This is a genomic window from Bacteroides mediterraneensis (assembly GCF_025993685.1).
In the GTDB taxonomy this organism is placed as follows: domain Bacteria; phylum Bacteroidota; class Bacteroidia; order Bacteroidales; family Bacteroidaceae; genus Phocaeicola; species Phocaeicola mediterraneensis_A.
Genome location: NZ_DAJPEN010000001.1, coordinates 736,430 through 753,974 on the forward strand (window position 1 = coordinate 736,430; position 17,545 = coordinate 753,974).

A 17,545-nucleotide genomic window follows, 5' to 3' on the forward strand; every position below is an offset into this window, starting at 1 on the left:
ATGGAACTGGAACAGATTAGACGGATTTCCCTTGTAGGTTTTCTTGAAGGTATGGGGCATGTACCGGTATCCCGTAAAGGAAATGATGTTTGGTTCAGATCCCCTTTCAGAAATGAGAGAACCGCATCCTTCAAGGTGGATACGCAGCGGAATGTCTGGTTTGATTTTGGCCTCGGAAAGGGAGGTGACATCTTCCATCTTGCCGGAGAACTGACCGGAAGCACCGGTTTCATGGAACAGCTGGAGTTCCTTTCAGGGAAATCCGGCATCCTTCCCCTCCGGCCTTTACAGGAACGTAAGAAGATACCCCGCGTTTCCGGATTCGAGGACGTGAAAGTGACGGAACTGAGTCATGAGGCATTGAAAAGCTACCTGAAAGAGAGAGGCATTGATCCGGCCATAGCCGGGAGGTTCTGCAAGGAAGTGGCATATGGAATACGGGGCAAACGGTATTTTGCCATAGGCTTCATGAACCGGAGCGGCGGTTATGAACTCCGTAACCCGATGTTCAAGGGATGCATCTCTCCCAAGGACATTTCCTGTGTGTCCTTGTCCGGAAAGAAACAGGATACGTGCTGTGTGTTTGAAGGATTTGTGGATTTCCTTTCGGCATTGGTATTGCGGATTGTGAAGGACGAGGACTGCCTGGTGCTGAACTCTGTATCCAATCTGGAACGGTCGTATGCCGTTTTGGAGGGTTACGGTAAAATCCTGTGCTTTCTTGACCGTGATCGGGCCGGGATTACTGCACAGGAGACTTTGAACATACATTTCGGGAACAAGGTTATGGACTGTTCCGGTCTGTATGATGGATTTAAGGACTTGAATGAATATCTGACAAAAACAAAGGAAAACAAATGAAGACAGAAAAGAATATGAGAAAAGGATTTGGGCTGGCAGGCAAGATTGCCATGTTCTGCATAGGTCTGGTCAGTCTTGTACTGACCTCGTGCGAATCCGAGCTGGAAATCCAGCAGAGTTATCCGTTTACCGTGGAAACAATGCCGGTTCCAAAGGAACTGAACAGGAATGAGACGGCGGAAATACGATGTGAACTCAAAAGTGAGGGCGATTTTGACGGTACAGTCTATACGATCCGTTATTTCCAGTATGATGGGGAGGGTTGCCTGAAACTGGACAACGGTCTTGAATTCAAGCCGAATGACCGTTATCTGCTGGAGGACCGGAAGTTCAGGCTGTATTATACTTCACTATGTGACGAGGCGCAGAACTTCATTGTCGTTGTCGAGGACAATTGGGGAAACATGACGGAAATGGAATTTGACTTCAATGATGCAGGCGATGAAGAGACGGATGCCGTGGAAGATTCTTTGTCAGTTCAGGAAGGAGGTGCCCTATAATAACCGTTAGACTTCTAAGGTCAGTACTGCCATTGGTGGTACTGGCCATGACGGTAACTTCCCTGCGTGCACAGGGGAATGTGGAAGACTCACGTTGGGAAACGGCTGTCAGGTGTATCAAGAAATACGAAGGATGGCATGGTCCGGAACATTATCCGTATGTTGCATATGGTCACCGTATCAGAAAAGGGGAAAAGTTTCCCGTCAGTCTGACAGAAAGTGAGGGAGACAGTATTCTGAGAAAAGACCTGAAGGAAATGTGTGCGTTGTTCCGTCATCTGGGAAAGGATTCGCTTTTGGTTGCATGTCTGGCATACCAGGTGGGACCATATAGGTTGCTCGGTTATGGCAGGATGCCCAAAAGCACGTTGATAAGGAAACTGGAAGCCGGTAACCGGGGCATTTTGCGGACTTCATACGATATTGTCACTATAAGGGAAAGAAAATTCCGTCAATTGAAAGGAGAAGAAAAGAAGAATACAGATTACTGTTTATGCCATAGAAAACAAGACAGCCGTGAATTTATCATGATTCACGGCTGTCTTGTTATAATATCCTGTCTAAAAAAAGTGACAGGGGATAAATGAACCGGTTATACTGTTTCAGAGCATCCATATCCAGCTTCATGTTTTTGTAAGGATTTGAATCGTCTGTATAGAAATAGATGTCTGTTGTCTGGTTACCATTTTTTATAATTTTCCCGTTCAATGGTATCGCGTCCACATCCTCGAACTTTTCAAGGGGAAGGCCTTCAATAGAACCGGTTTCCTGTTTGCCGAGACTATTTGTATAGTGATTGAACAGTACAAATCCTTTTCGGGCATAATCAATGTGAATGCCGTATGGACGGTTGCGGTAAAAGTTTTCTCTGGCTTTTTCCTGATAATTTTCCATTATAATACCGGTTTGACAATTTCAATCTTCAATCCGAGTGCATCAATGATACGGCAGAACGTACTGATACCCGGATCTACAATACCTTTTTCTATTCTGGAGATATAGGACTTGTTGGTTCCGATTTTTTCAGCCAGTTCGGACTGGGTCATCTTTTCCTTCTTTCTGGCATCACATATAATCTGTCCCATGCAGTAGGCGTATGCCTCCTTACGGAACTCCTCACGTTCAGGTGTTCCCGGCTTGCCGAATTCCGCATCCATGATAGCATCGATGCTGGTCAGGTTTTCATTTCTTGCTTTCATAATACTCCTCCTTTATCTTTAATGCTTTTTCTATTTCAGAAGGCGGTGTCTTCTGTGTCTTTTTCTGAAATCCGTTGAACAGGATTACGATGTTCCCGTCATCAAATATGAAGAATACCCGGAAGATGTTGCCTCCATATTCAGCACGGATTTCATAGAGCTCTTCGCGCAGATACTTTACGAACTTGCTGCTTACCCTTTCCTGTACTTTCAGCATATCAAGAATGTAGTATATCTTACGGGCTTCCTCTTTTCTGAGAGATGAGATAAAGTCCATGAAATAATTCTTGTAGGCTGATATGGTCCTTTCCTGTTTCATGCTGCAAATATATATAAAGTTTACATATCAGGCAACTTTGAAAAGATGAAAATAAATTATTCCTCATTTTCCAAGTTGGTAAAGTTAAAACATTCCGTAACGATGAAGTCTTCTCCTCCGTATTCTGCCAACGCCATGAAATCGGACAGGCTGTCGCAATAGAAGAAGATGGCGTCATCATGCTCTTCCGGAATGTTTTCGAGTGCTATGGAAACTTCCGTTTCTTTCATATCATCTTTCCAGATGATACGGCATAAGGCCAGTTGCGGTTCGGTATTGTAAGTCTCTGTAAACTCTTTATATTTCTGAGATATTCCCTTCTTTACTTCAGATGTGTCGCTTATGACTACTCCGGTTTTACAGTTGTCGCACCACCCATACTGAAAAGAGTCATCTGTATAGTAGTCAAAGTCCTTTGTATTGGGATTTATCATCGCTTCACAGGTTACGTTTGTACTTCCGCATTTGCAGCATATAACATTATCTTCTTTTATATGGAAGATGTTTGTTATGGCTTCCAGAATATCGTTAAGCCATACCGGATTGGCCAGAGCCGCCTCATGGCGGTTTGTTACCTTATAATTTTCTCCGGTTATCTTATCATGGACTTCAAGTGTGATTCCTTTTCCGACAGCAGTTACCTTGTGTACGGAACATTCGCACGGATCACCTATCTTGTCAAACCAGATTACGTAAACCGGATTGTCATTGTCTGTCAGTATTACTTCGGAAACCGAGTTTACCTTCATCAGTGCAAGTATCCTGCCGATGATTTCATCGCACAGGTTTTCAATTCTTTTTTGGAGAATATTCATATTCAGATAAGATTTAGATGTTGGACTTCTTTTTTGTATTTCTCCAGTGAAGGCTTGTATCCCTGTTCATGGATAACGTCCTTCAGCTCTTTCAGGGTATAGGTCCGGGCTATGTCCAGTCCGTAGTCTTCCGCAAAGGCTTCTATTCCAATCAGACAATACCCCATATTGCGGTGTACCGTTTCTGCATTGATTTCCATAGAGTCATCTGTTCCTTTTGGGAGTACAGCCTGCTCCTTCAATTGACGGATCTTGTATTGCAGGCCGGAGGCGAGCCTTTCCATGTTCCTGTCATGGTAGGTCAGCCCGTCCTTGCGGATACAGTATTCCACTGTCTGCCCCATGAAAGAGTTGCGGAATATTTCGCAACCCAGTATGGTACGGATATGTTCCACCTCATAATACCGCATGGCTTGTACATCTTTCAAATCCTTTTGAATCTTCGGAATCCGGAATTGCGGGTCGTTGTCACATATTGTCTTTTCCAGCCATGTCCGGTGGAATGTAGTAATCTGTTTTCTGAACACTGTCTTGGCAGGCATATATCGGTTGGGATGGCGTGTCATGATAAGATAATATTCACTTTCATGCCATCCGCGTTTACATTTTTGTAAGGCGATGTAAGCGAGTCCTATACGGCAGTATCGGCGGCTGTCATCACGGTCCCTGATATGCTCGAAATCCGTTTCACATCCATAGAATTCGGCTGGAAGCCCTGTATATTTTTGGAATTCCATGACCCGTTCCTTGAAATACCGGATATTATCCTGGTCTTTTTGACATAACAACCTGGACATTTCAGGTGTGATGAATTCCATCCGCAGATAATGGAAGTATTGAGGCTTCTCCTTCAGAACCTTCTCGGCAAGTTTTCTGGTCTGTAGTTTCTTCGGCAGTTGAGGGAGCCAGCGCAGACTATGGCCGTATTCGGTGAAATATTCCACAAGTTCCCTGATCCAGCGTTCCGATGGAATATCAGGGTAGAACGAATCCCTTCTGGCCAGTGCCATACAAACCTCTTTCGTCATCAGGTTCGGTTCAAGAATGAAGTTGTAACTGTTGATTTCTCTTTTTACTTCAAGTGTATGAATAAGTCTTTCCGGTGTCCGGAACCGTCTGGGAAGTTTGTTAAACAGGTTAGGTTCCAGCTCCATTGCTTTGTCAGCCATGGCATCATCCGCATGTTTGGAGAACCACTCGTAATGTCCGTATGAATCGAAAATGCCATGCAGGTTGCCTGTCTTGTGACAGATGGCCTTCCATACGGTGTCATAGTCAAGCCAGCGTGTATCCACTTCCTTGATACAGCGTATGGCCCATTCCTTGTAGTATGCTGCCTGTTTGAAACATTTAGGCATCATTTTGTCGATAGTCATGGTTGCGATACGTCCGTCATGGATCAGTTCTTTCCAAAGTCTGAAATCCTTGGCTTGTCGCGGAACGAAAGAAAGCATGACGCTTGTTTCATATAAGAACTGCTGTTCATACCTCTCTGAACAGTACCGGTAACCTCCGTTTTGCTGTACGTCACGGTAAAGGGAGTATATTGCATCACGGACTGTTCCGTTGTTCCATGAGGATGAAGGTATCAGATGCAGGTAGTACATGAAATTCCTGTGTGCGAACAGCGATTCAAGTATGTCACTGTTCCTATATTTTTCCGGTATGTCAGGAAAATTACTCTTTTCGGCCTTTATTGCCCTTAGACAAATCTGGCGGTTACGTTTTTCTTCAGGTATCTTCGAAAGCTGCCAGGAACGCCATCCGTAATCATCTGTTTTGAAGATACTGTCAAGTATTTCAGAAGTAATATATTTCTCCGGCAGATAGTTGACCAGTTCCGGACGGTGTTCGGCTGCGGCCAGTTCAACCATTTCCATTGTGATGAATTTGTCCGGCATACATGATATAGCCTTTGTCATATTGATTTCTTTCATGATTCCAGTTTTTTAGGTTTGATGACTTTTATAAGTTGTGTTTTGCGGAATACATATACCGTTTTCCCTTTTTCACTGACTCTTTTGGGAAGGCTTTTCCAGGTATCCCATCCGTTGACAATTTCCGGAGTGAATTCCAGTTTTCCCGTTTCGCCGATTACGGCAAAGGAAAGTCCTTTGTCCAGAGGGGAAGGCGTATGGTCCTTGTCGGGAACAAAGACAGAAAATTCAGGATTGCTGATTTCATAGATTTTTCCTTCATAGCCCAGAAACCATCTGCCATTTTCATACAGGTAAGTCCAGTCACCGAGCAGGAAGAACTTTTCCTTGCCGGATATTTCCTTTGCTTCGTGAATGGGATTCCCATTATTCAAAGGCCAACAGCTTGTCTTGTTTTCATTTGATGAGAGGCTGCCTCCCAGATGGAACAGGTTTCCCAAAGCGAGCAGTTTTCTCACCCTGTCTTCCGTACGGTAGAATGTCCTGAGTATTCTTCCGCAGTTTTCAAAATCCCCTTTTTCAAAAACGGTGATGTACCGTATTCCTTCCGGCAGGGACATTCCGATGTAAGTGTTTTCATCATTTGTCATAGTCGTATATTTTTATATGATTGTTTATGAATGGGATTCTTTGTCATTCCAAGTCTCTTGCGCGGACTGGATTGTAGGGACAGGACTGTACCAGGTAATTGGTATTTCTGCCCTGAGTCTGACTGTGCTGTCTGAAACATTCGACGTCATCTTCCTCCAGTTTCAGTTTTCTTCTGTTCTTTTGCAGGAAGTCTGCTGCCTTTTCTATGGAAGAGAAAACCGCCTTTGGCTCGAATGAACTGTATTCGTGCCATGCGTTGCAGCTGAAAAGGATATACATTTCAGCCTTTTTTCTGTTACTTGCTGCCATATCTTATCTGATTATTACAGTTAATAAAATACAAAGCCCGATTCCGCTGGTGACGGAACCGGGCCTGTTGTCTTCGGTCTCAGATTCTAATTCTGGTTATATGAAAGCAGGAAATCGGCCATTGCTCCGTTCTGTGGAATCATGGCAGGAAAATCAGTCTTTCCAGGCTTGTAGATTTCTGTCGCTACATTATATGAGTAGTAAATCATTATGTGAAGTACCATCTTTGAAATTATTATAACACAATGATAATCAGATAATAAAAAAGGCATGTAGAAAAATTACTGTACATAACTATTTTGTATTTTAGCTCTATATTGGGATAACATCCCCCAATAAGAGCAGATATGAATAAAAATATTAAAATTCAAGGATGGAAGATTACTGAACAACTCTCCAGCTATCTGGAGAAACGAGGTTCCACATCCAAAACACTAAAATCGCATAATAAGAACTGGCAACGCCTATATGATTATGCGCAGAAAGAAGGTTTGAGCGTTGATTTTCAATCCATAAATTCTGTTAGAAAATTGATAAGTCAATACCTCCTATCTGTAACTCTATCAGCGACTGATCTACGGTCGGCTTTGAATTCGTTCAAAATATTGAAGGAATTCGTTCTTAATGGTAAACTTAAAGAACGATGTCAAACATTCGATTTCTCAGGACCGATTGGTGCAAAAATGCTGGATCTTATTTCTGAGAAAGAAACTCAACATGTAAGTCAAACTACGATTAGAATCTACAAAACCAATCTTTCAAGATTTTTAGATTATCTAAATTCTCAAAATGTCAGACATGTGTATGAACTTAAAAAAGAACATGTAATACAATATATAAATCAGTTAGACAGTGAATATAAAAGCATGCTCTATCAAAGTGTCTATTATACAACAGTTTTTCTAAAATGGTTGTTCCGTAATAAATTAATGGAAACAGATATTACGATAAACATACCTTCACCCAAGTTTGTCCAACAGCCCAAACTACCTTCTGTATACTCAACAGAAGAAATAACAAAAGTTCTAAATACAATAGACAGAGGCAATCCAGTCGGCAAAAGGAATTATTTATGTTTACTGTTGGCTGCAAGATTGGCATTAAGAAGTTCCGATATACGTAATCTTAAATTTTCCAATATCTTTTGGGAAGAGAATATTATAAGACTTATACAAGTCAAAACAGGACATCCAGTTGAACTACCCTTGCTTCCGGAGATTGGAAATGCCATAATTGACTATTTAAAATATGGTCGTCCCGAGTCCGATTCTCCATTCATAATTCTAACTAGCATACCTCCTTATGAGCCTCTTAAGCCACTCAGAGTGTATCGGATAACAATGAAGGCTTTCAAACGAGCTGGAATTAGCATTCTAGACAGGAAACATGGGCCACATGCCTTGCGTCATTCGTTATCATCCAGAATGTTGGAAAGTTTAACTACAATGCCTGTAATCTCAGAGGTATTGGGACATACTAATAGCGGATCAACAATGTTCTATTTACGTATTGATACAAAATCTTTAAAACTTTGCGCATTGGATGCTCCAGAATTAAGAAATTCATTTTATGAACAGTTTAAATGGTAACATCATGAGGAAAATAATATTTAATGGGGTCTATAAGGACCTACTGGAAGAGTTTGTACAGTTCAAACGCCAATGTGGGTTCAAGTATGTAACAGCCGAGAAAATGCTTGTACTATTTGACAAACTGACAATTGAACGTGGTGAAACGGAAACTTCACTCGGGATTGAGTTAGCTCGGGCATGGGCGGTAAAGAGACCTAATGAAACCGAAAGCTACCGCTATAAAAGAAGTGTTGTATTCAATCAGTTTGCTTTGTACTTAAGACAACAAGATAGACCTTGTTCAATATGTCATGTTCCTCCTTATAAAACATACTTTATCCCACATATTTACAGCTCGAAAGAACTAGAACAGATTTTCTCTGTATGTGATAATCAAGTATGTATGCCCATAAGAAGAGATTCTGTTATGTTTGTAATGCCTGCCTTGTTACGCTTTTTATTATGTACAGGACTGAGAATAGGAGAAGCCCTTGAACTTTTGGATACGGAGGTCAATTTGCAAAATAAAATGCTTATAATTAGAGACTCAAAGAATGGGAAAGAGCGTCTCGTTCCGTTTTCGGATTCTTTAGCAACTATTCTAACCCAATATCGTATACACCGGGTAAGGCTAAACCCCAGTCCCTCAACATCTCACTTCTTCCTTTCTGCACGGGGTCGAAGTCTTGAACCAGGCGATATATATGTCTGTTTTAAAAGGATATTACACAAAGCGGGAATACCATTCAAAGGGAATCATTATGGACCAAGAGTACATGATTTTAGGCATACATTTGCTGTCAGATCTTTAGTTCATATGCTGGAAAACGGAATGGATATTTACTGTTCATTACCGATTCTTTCAACTTATCTGGGACATCAATCCTTAGAAGCCACGAATAAATATGTCCGTCTTACCAAAGAAATGTATCCAGATCTTGTATATACTATTGATACAATATATACAGATGTTTTTCCTTCCATTGATGACAATAAAACAGAATAATAAATAGTATGAAAACAACAAATTTTGCAAAATATTTATCCGAATTTCTGACAGTATACATGGTTAATGAACGTGGATTCAGTCATAATACAATAAAATCCTATCGTGATACTTTTGTTCAATTCATCTCGTACATATCAGAACATAAGAATATAAAAATTGACAGATTTGATTTTCCCATGATCACTCAAAATATGGTGATTGAATTTCTTGACTGGTTAGAAAAAGAAAGAAAATGCAGCATTCAGACAAGGAACAACAGGCTCGCTGCAATACATTCTTTCATAAAGTACGTACAATACCAGTACCCTGATAACCTATATGAATTTCAACGTATTCTGAGTATAAGAAATAAAAAGCATACAAAAGGAAAAATCAATTATTTGACTATTGAAGGAATATCGCTCCTTCTCTCCATGCCCAATAAACACAGTATAAATGGCCGACGAGACTTGGCTTTACTATCTTTAATGTATGATATTGGAGCCCGAGTGCAAGAGATGGCTGATCTGAAGGTAGAAGATGTTCATTTGGATAAACCGTTTTATATCAATGTATGTGGAAAAGGAAATAAAATTAGAACAGTTCCAATGACTGAGAGCCAGTTGAACGTTTTATCTGTATACATGAAAGAAAATCGGCTGACGGAGAAAACCTGGAGACCTTATCCCTTATTTATGAATAATCGAAAGGAGAAACTAACCAGAGGAGGAATTACATACATTCTTAAAAAATACGTAACAATGGCCAGAAAAGTTAATCCTGATATAATACCTGAAATTGTCAGTTGTCATTCTTTGCGACACTCTAAAGCTATGCATCTCTTACAAGCGGGTGTAAATCTTGTTTATATACGTGATATATTGGGACATGTTTCGATTCAAACGACGGAGGTCTATGCTCGTGCGGACTCCAAGCAAAAACGTGAAGCAATACAAAAAGCTTATAAAAATGTAGCTCCTGATGTTGAACCCTTATGGGAAAAAGATAAGGATCTTTTGCAGTGGCTAAAATCATTCTAAATATTATGTATAGTAATCTGTTTGTCTTAAAGAGTCAAGAAGTTAGTTATCAGCATATTTAATAAATGTACAAATAAATACTTCACATAATGATTTACTACTCATATAATGTATTATGTACAGCTGTACATAACACATTGTAGACATCCCACGCTGTAATGCGTGGCTGTTCAAGTGAGAGTTTGAGCAGTTCTTCCGTAAACACGGAAATCTGTCCCTGGTTAAGCGGATAGGTGTCCACCTGTGATGCCAGTCTTTTGTCTGCACTGTCATGGGATACACGCAGAGCCGTCAGCATACCGATGATCATGTATAATTCACCAGGTGTCAACACCTTTTCCTTGAGCCTTTGGATTCGACTTCTGTCCGCATCCATGTCACGCTCAAAATTGCGCATCCAGTCATCCACCTTCCCGAACAGTTCCTCGGTAGTCACCTTGTCCTTACCGTAGTTGGCAACGCTTCGTTCGGGTGAAAGGATACACTGATTGTGGCAGATACGTACGCAGGGACCTATTGCCGCCTGGATACCGTCCTGATGGTAGGCTACCACGAGTGTGGTTGTCAGTTCGTCGGTATCTCCGTTCAGAATACGGATGGTGGTGAATATTCTGCGCAGTACATGTGCTTCTACCGCCTTCTCTCCATAGGTCTGTTCCACCTGCGGCAAGATGACCACTCCGGGCTGTGTCCGGTTCTTGTTCTGGGCGGCGAAGATTTCCTCCACCTCGTAGTTCAGGTTGTGACGGCGGCAGATGTCCGTCATGCGCTGGATGACCTGGTAGTGGTAGATTCCCCTTACCGGATTGCCGTAAATGTCGTTCTCCTTGTAGGTACGCTGTAGTGTTTCAAGGTCCATTACTTCGATTCCGTTGTTCTGGAAATCAAACTGTCTCTGATTGTTCAATGTTGCTAAAGCTTCCATAATTATATTTTTTTAATGGTTGGTAATTGTTTGTCCAATAGGTTGATGATACGGACTGCCTCTTTGAAGCGTTCGATATTTTCCGGAAGAGGATTCCTGTATTCCTCTTCCTTCATGCGTCTTATAGAAGGTATTCCCGTCAAGGGCAGAGCCTGGTTGACTTTCCATCCGTCGGTGAACGCCTTCGGCTGGAGACTGTCATGACAGATCACTTCCCCGACACATCCGTGGACGAGCATGTTGCATACGGTCATCATGCAGCAGGTCCGGCTGATGTCTTCTCCGACCAGATAGTTTCCCGGATTGTGCGCATGGTATGCCAGCAGGAGTCTTCCGCTGCCGCATGTAGGGTCTCCCATCCTCTGTCCGGTCTCTTTTTTACCTGCCGCGCACATGATCATGAGTTCACAGATATGTGACGGCGTGAAGAACTGTCCGTTTGCCTGCTGTCCCGGTTTTGAGCAGTAAGCCATGTGGAGTTCACCGAAAGCGTCGAACCAGCCCGACCTGCCGATTTGTTTCTGCATGATACGTGTCCATTCGGCTGTCATTTCCATGAACGAGGCGTTTTGCTGACGCTTGTATTTCCAGTTGCTTATTGGCGGTGCTCCCGGAGAGAAGCCGTGGATGATAAAACGCAGCAGGTCGTTGAATACGGTCTGTATTTCATAGCCGCATGAGGAGGCAAAGCCTGTGATGAGCCTGTCGAGCGGCCTGACTTCGTTGGAGATTTCATATCGTGCCATATTCCTTTATTTTATAATTGGTTATAGACTGTCGTTGATTCTGTATACTGTTACGGTATGGTTTTCATTGTCCGTTTGGATTCTGACCGGACCGTATCCCATGAATTTCATGCGGATTTGTCCGTGCTGTCCCATACCGTTCCACTGTTCACGTGATATTTCCTTAATATCCATGCGGTATCCCCAAAGTACAAGAGAGTCAGGCAGGATTCCCTTGTAGAGTCTGCCTTTCAGGATTGCGGCCAGCTCGTCCAGCTCGCTCCGGCTGTACAGCGTGAATGAATCGCTGCGGAAGGTGTATTCGCCTGTCCTTTCCCTGTCCCGGTGTTTCATGATATGATAGCGGAACCAGTTACGGGTGGTGTAACCGTCATATAACGGATTCGGTTCTCTGTATTCCCATTTCCTGACCGGAGCATCGAACCTGAGACTGCCCGTATTGCTGCGCTTCCCGAATCCCCATGTTCTGAATATGCGGATTTCAGAACCTGCGGGTTTCATGTTCCGGATATTGACCTGCGTCCAGGGACTTCCGGTGGTATCATAGGCGGCTTTTCCCATGTCATCAAAACAGAATACCGTTTCCGGTATCAGGCATATATCCACATATTTTCCTGTTATCCGTTCTATATGAGCTTTTCCGAAATAGTCACCAGAACGTGAGACAAATTCCACGCAGTCTCCTTCTGTCGGGCACATCTGCCTGCTTCGGACATTCTCCATCAGTTCCAGCATACGGTTCACTTTCCGTACTTCCTTTTCTGTAATGGGATACCCGAAGTCACCGTTTGCCAGTTCAAGACTGTCAAGGTCATATCGTATCTTTGTATTCATCCTGTTCTCCTCCTGTTTTGTGTATAGCGTTCAACCTGTCGGGTGATCATATCACAGAATTTCTGGCCGTTTTCTTCCTCACCCCTGAAATAGGCGGCCATCATCAGCAGGTTCTTGTTGTAATAATGCACCCATTTGTCATGGAAATGTGCGCCGGGAACCTGTCCGAATGTTTCCTGAAACAGTTCCAGAGTCAGATCCTCGTCCTGTCTCCTGTTGTATTCCCATATTGCCAGAAGCAGCATGTCATTGTAATTCAGTCTCATATTGCGTTGGTATTTGAAATGGCCATTATGATGTTGCAGCAACCGATTTCCCGGGCATCCTCCTTCAGCTTTCCGTTGTTTACCAGTCTGTCGTATGCCTCATGCACAAACCTGTATGCAGGCGAATCATATCCGATACCGTGAAGATGTGATGTCGTCGCCACATTTATCCGTGATGCCATCATGGAAAGTATGTCCTCTTTCCCTGCCCGGCGGTTGCTGAAGGCATCCAGTATGTTCCGGTGGATGCACGTTCCGTATCTGGCACGGTAATATTCCATTTCTTCTTCATCGGTGAAGGAATACACCTCTTCCGCTATCGTATCCTTTACAAGACGGAATGTACGGCCTCCTTTTTTCAGTATGGCTGTAATCTGTGGAATATGCAGTGTTTCACAGTAGCCGCTTATTTCCATCGGATGCACGTACAGGCGTGTCTTTCCTTTTACAAGATACATGGCCTGTGATGTACAGCCTGTTCTGTCCGTGTCGAATCCTTCTTCATGGAACTTCTCTTTTATTTCCTTGTAGAATGCGTCCGTTTTCTCATGGGAAAGACCTTTTCCCCATTCATATCCGCTTTCCAGACTGAAAAGCAGATGGAAGAGGGTTGTCCGTCCGGTCTTGCTTTCCCAGTAGCCGTAAAGGTCGGCCGTGCCGGATTTCGGTCCGAACCTGTATCCGTCCGGAGTATAGCTTTCCATCACTTCCAGGAGTGAGTTCATGAAATTTTCCGATTCTTCCGATTTCCACCATTCTGACGTATCTTCATCCATGGCATAAGCCGGTATATGGTTCATAACCTGCAGGCATTCCGGAGTTTCTTTCAGAATGTCCAGCATCCTTGTGACGGCTTCCTTCCTTTGTCTGATGGAGAACAGTTCCGTTCCGGTATCCGCGTGAAGCCTGTTCTGTGTCTTCTGGTCTGTAATCATGACTTCTGATATTTATTGTTATACATTGTCTGCCTGTAAGGTACAGGCATTCTTATTTCTTGTTGTCCCTGTTGTCTGTTTGCCCGCATCCCTGCAAGGCTTGGCGGAAAAAAATACCGGAGCGAAGCGAGGATGATTTTTTCCCAGACAACCAGCCCGGCAGGGCCGCCTTGCGGGAGTTGCGCGGCAAACAGCTATTTTTGCAGCAAGAAATGAGGATGCTGTCATCATGTCTGCGGCATAAAAAAAGGGAACCCCATATTGCATGAGGCTCCCCAATACAGACTGTCGCATATATGTCAGGTATGTATGCTCCATCCGTGGAAACGTTCCATGGTGACGGCAAAGGACTCGTCCGGATTTCCATGATACAGCAGTCCTCCGACAATGCCTGTATTTCCGTCCGGATAACGTTCGCAGAATCCGAACGAATAAGGCGCATGGTCGTAATAGAGTTCGATTTCGCATGGACGGTTCTCGTTCTTCTCCCATTGTTTTAGACGTTCAAGACAGTTTTCCAGTGTCTTGTCATTGATTGATTTTGCATACTGTACGACCTTGTCGTAATGCTCTTGTGAACAGCAGATTTTCATATCGTTTGAATTTATTGGTTGGTAAATGTTTTTTCAGTCAATCCAGAAAGTACCGCAATGAGGGCACCTGCATCCGGCAGGATATTCATTCGAATACCGCACGTCACGGTGGCGTTTGTAGTTCATGTCACCGAAGGTGCATTTCCCGTCTCGGAATGTCTGCTCGTAAGCGGCTTCTTGTTTCTTGTATTCAGCCATCCGGCTTTTTCGGACCGATCCGGTAAAAGGTATCATGCCCGTTTCCCATTTTGTGGAATCACACCAGTCATTGGTCATGCCGCAGACTTCATTGGCATAGGAATAGTGTACCTGTGAATCGACAAACAGGTTCTCCCTTCGGAAAGGGAAAGTGATATCCAGCGGAATCCGTACATGATGTCCGGAACCGTTCCGGCTGTCGGCAATGGCCACCACTACATTCCCGTGGAAACGGATGCTTTTGAAATCGTTCTCAGGGTCTTTGCTGATGAGCCTGTCAAACATGGCGTTGAAGTAGATGCGCAGTTCTCCGCCGTATGTGGCATTCTCTACCAGTTCTTCAATCTTCTCGTCAAACTGCCCCTTTTTCAGATGCAGTGCACGGCGTACCTTATGGCAGGCCATGGCGACTGATTCTCCCCGCAGTGAACAACCGGTCAGATATCCGCTGATTTCCACTCCAAGCGAATAGAAGAAATTAGTGACGGATGAGTTGCGTATCAGGTCCTTTACCGGGTCGGAATCGTTCCGGTCGTAGATAAGTTCCCTGATTTCATCTTCATGCTCTTCAAACTCTCCGGCTAAATTGTCCGCTTCCATGTTCTTTCTTGTCTCCTCCAGATAGTCGTGCATGTTTGAGCTTTCCTGTTCCTCATACCATTCGTATGCCTTTTCATAGAGTTTTTCCATATTGTTGGAACGGATGCATTCTTCCTGGATGTCTTCATGCTCATCAAGGTCATCCCGGTAGTCCACGTAGTAGAGGCTTACATACTGTGGAATATAGTCTGTAAGTTGTAATGTCTGGTTCATGATTCCTGATTTTAAGAGTTATACAAACGAAAAAGCCCTGCTTGTCGTGCAGGGCCTGATTCTTGTGGAACTGAAACCTTTGGAATGTCTGTTTGTATGGTATCTCCATGTCTCAAGCAGATAATCCTTGGTTCCCTTGATACTTCCGTGTACCATACATCCTTTTTCATCATACAGGTAGCAGGTGTTAAGGAGAACCGGTATGCCGTCATGCACCTTGTACATGTGCAGCTCAATATCATTCTTTATGGCGGCAGACTTTTCCTTTTCCACTTTTCTGTGTATGGCTTTTCTGACCTCGCCGATATGAGGAGAGGTATAGCCGATTATTTCCGAATGGAATGCAAACTGATATTTTTCCATAACACTTTGTCCGTATTAAAATTCTGATATAAGTTCATCTTCATATACCTCCAGTTCAAGACCGCTCTCGACAATCCTGACCAGCCAGCGGCATTCCAGTCTTTCCATCAGTTCGACGGCACGGTATCCCTTATAGGGACGTCTCAGAAATACAATGTCTCCGGTTTTCATATTTGTTCCTCCTTTTTATTGTGCGTAGATTGTTTCTATCAGTTCTGCATCCGTAAGATAGCGCAGTTCCTGTGTGGAGCAGAACAGGCAGATGACATCCAGCAGTTCATATGCCGCAGCATCCAGGTTCCGTACTCCTTCGATCAGAGATTCTTCCAGTTCCTTGCTTGAAACAAGATATATTCCGTGAATGTCTTGAACAGTTCTCAAAGGGAAATGTCTTTCCTGATAGATGATGTCCTTTATCATGTCATTCTGTGGTGGCAGTTTGGCGCTGATTGTCTTGAACTGTTCGGGTGCGAGTTCCTTCAACCTGTCAGGATTGAAGCGGAACATTCTGAATCCCTGATATTCAAATCCGGCAGGTTCTGCTATTCTGTTACTGGTCAGGAAATCATGCACATGTCTGTTGCAGTCCCGGTTGTCCACATAGGCATGGAACGGGGGAAGGGAATTGAGGTTGACGGTGATGTCCGTGTAGGATTCCCAGCATTCCGGATTCTCCTTAGACCGGGATTCAAGTCCTACATACAGATTGTCATTGTCGATATAACTGTTAAGGACGAGTCTGACCTCAATGCGCTCAGCCGGATCTGTGGCTGTTTTCCAGTATAGAGTGTTCGATTTGTTCATACTTGTATTGTTTTTATGAGGGAATACGGCAGTCATTCTATCGCATTCCCCGAATGTTATGATTTGATATTTATTTGTTCCTGTGCGGATTCTTTTTTCACTGTCCTCAATCTTTTTAGAAGATACAGGAAATATTCACGGTCATAGATCCGGAAAAGAAATTCCTCTGATGTCTCCTTGATATGTCCGATGAAAGTTGCGGATTCCCTGCCGGGAGGATATTGAAAGAAATGTCCGTCGGAAACAAGAGTGAGCTTCTTTCCTGATACATGGTCTATCAGTTTATCCGGAGTTGCGTAATGTCCTTTCCCTTTATAGAACTGATAATGGTTCCGGCGAAGACTTTTCAGGGTATTCGCCATGTCCGTCCTTGCTTGTCTGGAATCTGATTGGATGACAAGGTTGCAGATGAATGCGGGCTGTTTTCCGTCCAGTGAAAAATAATAGGGAATGAGTCTGGTTCCGCTGATTGTTTTGCTTGTTTCCTCTTTTGAGATTACGGCTTTCCGGTTGATGATTTCCATGTGACGGTCTATCTGACTGTCCAGTTCGGATTGCGGAGTAAGTACGGAGCGCAGGCCCTTGAAATATCTTCCTTGACGGGTAAAGCAGAAAGAGTACATATTTCCGTAATACGGTTCTCCTACAAAGAACGAGTTTTGTCTCATGCGCAAGGGTGGCAGTACATCCAGCAGGTCATAGTAATCTTCTTCGGTGATTTCCTTGAACGGTTCGGACAGGGACTGATGGTATAGCCGCAGTTTCTTATCCATCTCAGAAGGTGTTACTGCTTTCAGATAGGGATTGTTTTCCCGTATGCGCAGTTCTTCGATTGTTTCCCCACCATAGTCATTATGGAATCCGTCACTCATACTTGTCAGGCATGTTCCGTCGAAGTAGCGGGAATCGATTACATATTTCAATCGGTCTTTCATGTC

The 17,545-nt window shown here is 43.4% G+C and carries 22 protein-coding genes and 3 pseudogenes; 6 read left to right on the forward strand and 19 right to left on the reverse strand.

Features of this window, described 5'->3' with window-relative positions; genetic code table 11:
• From OIM59_RS02900 to OIM59_RS02910, 3 genes and pseudogenes are all read left to right on the forward strand, one after another.
• Positions 1-861 carry a toprim domain-containing protein gene (locus OIM59_RS02900; RefSeq protein ID WP_303894915.1) on the forward strand — a complete coding sequence of 287 codons (861 nt, stop codon included), beginning with the start codon at positions 1-3 and terminating at the stop codon, positions 859-861.
• Positions 858-1,361: a DUF3872 domain-containing protein gene (locus tag OIM59_RS02905; RefSeq protein WP_303894917.1), complete on the forward strand. Its 504-nt coding sequence runs from the start codon at positions 858-860 to the stop codon at positions 1,359-1,361. The genes OIM59_RS02900 and OIM59_RS02905 overlap by 4 nt, the downstream gene beginning before the upstream one ends.
• A gap of 47 nt (positions 1,362-1,408) precedes the next feature.
• Positions 1,409-1,863 (forward strand): annotated as a pseudogene (locus OIM59_RS02910) (glycoside hydrolase).
• Positions 1,864-1,907: 44 nt separating this feature from the next.
• Here OIM59_RS02910 and OIM59_RS02915 read toward each other — a convergent pair.
• The 8 genes and pseudogenes from OIM59_RS02915 to OIM59_RS02950 all read right to left on the reverse strand — a co-directional run.
• Positions 1,908-2,255: a hypothetical protein gene (locus OIM59_RS02915; protein ID WP_007560866.1), complete on the reverse strand. Its 348-nt coding sequence runs from the start codon at positions 2,253-2,255 to the stop codon at positions 1,908-1,910.
• A complete protein-coding gene (locus tag OIM59_RS02920; protein ID WP_004326306.1) occupies positions 2,255-2,560 on the reverse strand; it encodes a helix-turn-helix domain-containing protein in 306 nt (101 codons plus the stop codon). The genes OIM59_RS02915 and OIM59_RS02920 overlap by 1 nt, the downstream gene beginning before the upstream one ends.
• Positions 2,544-2,879, reverse strand: a complete 336-nt coding sequence (locus OIM59_RS02925; RefSeq protein ID WP_007560861.1) for a type II toxin-antitoxin system RelE/ParE family toxin — start codon at positions 2,877-2,879, stop codon at positions 2,544-2,546. The genes OIM59_RS02920 and OIM59_RS02925 overlap by 17 nt, the downstream gene beginning before the upstream one ends.
• Positions 2,880-2,935: 56 nt before the next feature.
• Positions 2,936-3,694, reverse strand: coding sequence for a hypothetical protein (locus OIM59_RS02930; protein ID WP_303894926.1), 759 nt, complete (start codon positions 3,692-3,694; stop codon positions 2,936-2,938).
• 2 nt (positions 3,695-3,696) lie between these two features.
• Positions 3,697-5,631: a hypothetical protein gene (locus OIM59_RS02935; RefSeq protein ID WP_303894929.1), complete on the reverse strand. Its 1,935-nt coding sequence runs from the start codon at positions 5,629-5,631 to the stop codon at positions 3,697-3,699.
• Entirely contained in the window at positions 5,628-6,221 is a 594-nt protein-coding gene (locus OIM59_RS02940; protein ID WP_303894932.1) for a hypothetical protein, read from the reverse strand. The genes OIM59_RS02935 and OIM59_RS02940 overlap by 4 nt, the downstream gene beginning before the upstream one ends.
• A 43-nt stretch (positions 6,222-6,264) precedes the next feature.
• The gene (locus OIM59_RS02945; protein WP_004326296.1) at positions 6,265-6,531 is read right to left on the reverse strand and encodes a hypothetical protein; all 267 of its coding nucleotides are present in this window, start codon (positions 6,529-6,531) and stop codon (positions 6,265-6,267) included.
• Between the two features lie 86 nt (positions 6,532-6,617).
• Positions 6,618-6,725 (reverse strand): annotated as a pseudogene (locus OIM59_RS02950) (DUF932 domain-containing protein); the annotation flags it as partial.
• 153 nt (positions 6,726-6,878) lie between these two features.
• Between OIM59_RS02950 and OIM59_RS02955 the strand changes: the two are divergent.
• From OIM59_RS02955 to OIM59_RS02965, 3 genes are read left to right on the forward strand one after another with little or no spacing between them, the layout of a single operon-like run.
• Positions 6,879-8,120, forward strand: coding sequence for a site-specific integrase (locus OIM59_RS02955; protein WP_303894935.1), 1,242 nt, complete (start codon positions 6,879-6,881; stop codon positions 8,118-8,120).
• On the forward strand, positions 8,101-9,108 hold the full coding sequence (locus tag OIM59_RS02960; protein ID WP_303894938.1) for a tyrosine-type recombinase/integrase: 1,008 nt from the start codon (positions 8,101-8,103) through the stop codon (positions 9,106-9,108). Before OIM59_RS02955 ends, OIM59_RS02960 begins: the two co-directional genes overlap by 20 nt.
• Before the next feature lie 8 nt (positions 9,109-9,116).
• Positions 9,117-10,130 (forward strand): site-specific integrase, encoded by a 1,014-nt coding sequence (locus OIM59_RS02965; RefSeq protein WP_087397479.1) that lies wholly within the window; start codon positions 9,117-9,119, stop codon positions 10,128-10,130.
• Between the two features lie 133 nt (positions 10,131-10,263).
• Here OIM59_RS02965 and OIM59_RS02970 read toward each other — a convergent pair.
• The 11 genes and pseudogenes from OIM59_RS02970 to OIM59_RS03020 all read right to left on the reverse strand — a co-directional run.
• Positions 10,264-11,055: pseudogene (locus OIM59_RS02970) on the reverse strand (DUF932 domain-containing protein); the annotation flags it as partial.
• Positions 11,056-11,057: 2 nt separating this feature from the next.
• Complete coding sequence (locus OIM59_RS02975; protein ID WP_303894943.1) at positions 11,058-11,801, reverse strand: N-6 DNA methylase; 744 nt, start codon at positions 11,799-11,801, stop codon at positions 11,058-11,060.
• A gap of 21 nt (positions 11,802-11,822) precedes the next feature.
• Positions 11,823-12,635 (reverse strand): DUF4121 family protein, encoded by an 813-nt coding sequence (locus OIM59_RS02980; RefSeq protein WP_303894945.1) that lies wholly within the window; start codon positions 12,633-12,635, stop codon positions 11,823-11,825.
• Positions 12,632-12,901, reverse strand: coding sequence for a hypothetical protein (locus OIM59_RS02985; protein ID WP_009121403.1), 270 nt, complete (start codon positions 12,899-12,901; stop codon positions 12,632-12,634). Before OIM59_RS02985 ends, OIM59_RS02980 begins: the two co-directional genes overlap by 4 nt.
• Entirely contained in the window at positions 12,898-13,836 is a 939-nt protein-coding gene (locus OIM59_RS02990; RefSeq protein WP_303894949.1) for a hypothetical protein, read from the reverse strand. The genes OIM59_RS02985 and OIM59_RS02990 overlap by 4 nt, the downstream gene beginning before the upstream one ends.
• A 299-nt stretch (positions 13,837-14,135) precedes the next feature.
• Positions 14,136-14,429, reverse strand: a complete 294-nt coding sequence (locus tag OIM59_RS02995; protein WP_004326290.1) for a DUF4120 family protein — start codon at positions 14,427-14,429, stop codon at positions 14,136-14,138.
• Positions 14,430-14,462: 33 nt separating this feature from the next.
• Positions 14,463-15,440, reverse strand: a complete 978-nt coding sequence (locus OIM59_RS03000; protein WP_118391534.1) for a hypothetical protein — start codon at positions 15,438-15,440, stop codon at positions 14,463-14,465.
• A gap of 18 nt (positions 15,441-15,458) precedes the next feature.
• On the reverse strand, positions 15,459-15,803 hold the full coding sequence (locus OIM59_RS03005; protein ID WP_009121407.1) for a hypothetical protein: 345 nt from the start codon (positions 15,801-15,803) through the stop codon (positions 15,459-15,461).
• 15 nt (positions 15,804-15,818) lie between these two features.
• The gene (locus OIM59_RS03010; RefSeq protein WP_004326287.1) at positions 15,819-15,974 is read right to left on the reverse strand and encodes a hypothetical protein; all 156 of its coding nucleotides are present in this window, start codon (positions 15,972-15,974) and stop codon (positions 15,819-15,821) included.
• A gap of 15 nt (positions 15,975-15,989) precedes the next feature.
• The gene (locus OIM59_RS03015) at positions 15,990-16,607 is read right to left on the reverse strand and encodes a DUF4313 domain-containing protein (RefSeq protein ID WP_303894957.1); all 618 of its coding nucleotides are present in this window, start codon (positions 16,605-16,607) and stop codon (positions 15,990-15,992) included.
• Positions 16,608-16,663: 56 nt separating this feature from the next.
• Positions 16,664-17,542 carry a hypothetical protein gene (locus OIM59_RS03020; RefSeq protein WP_303894960.1) on the reverse strand — a complete coding sequence of 293 codons (879 nt, stop codon included), beginning with the start codon at positions 17,540-17,542 and terminating at the stop codon, positions 16,664-16,666.
• Positions 17,543-17,545: the final 3 nt, after the last annotated feature.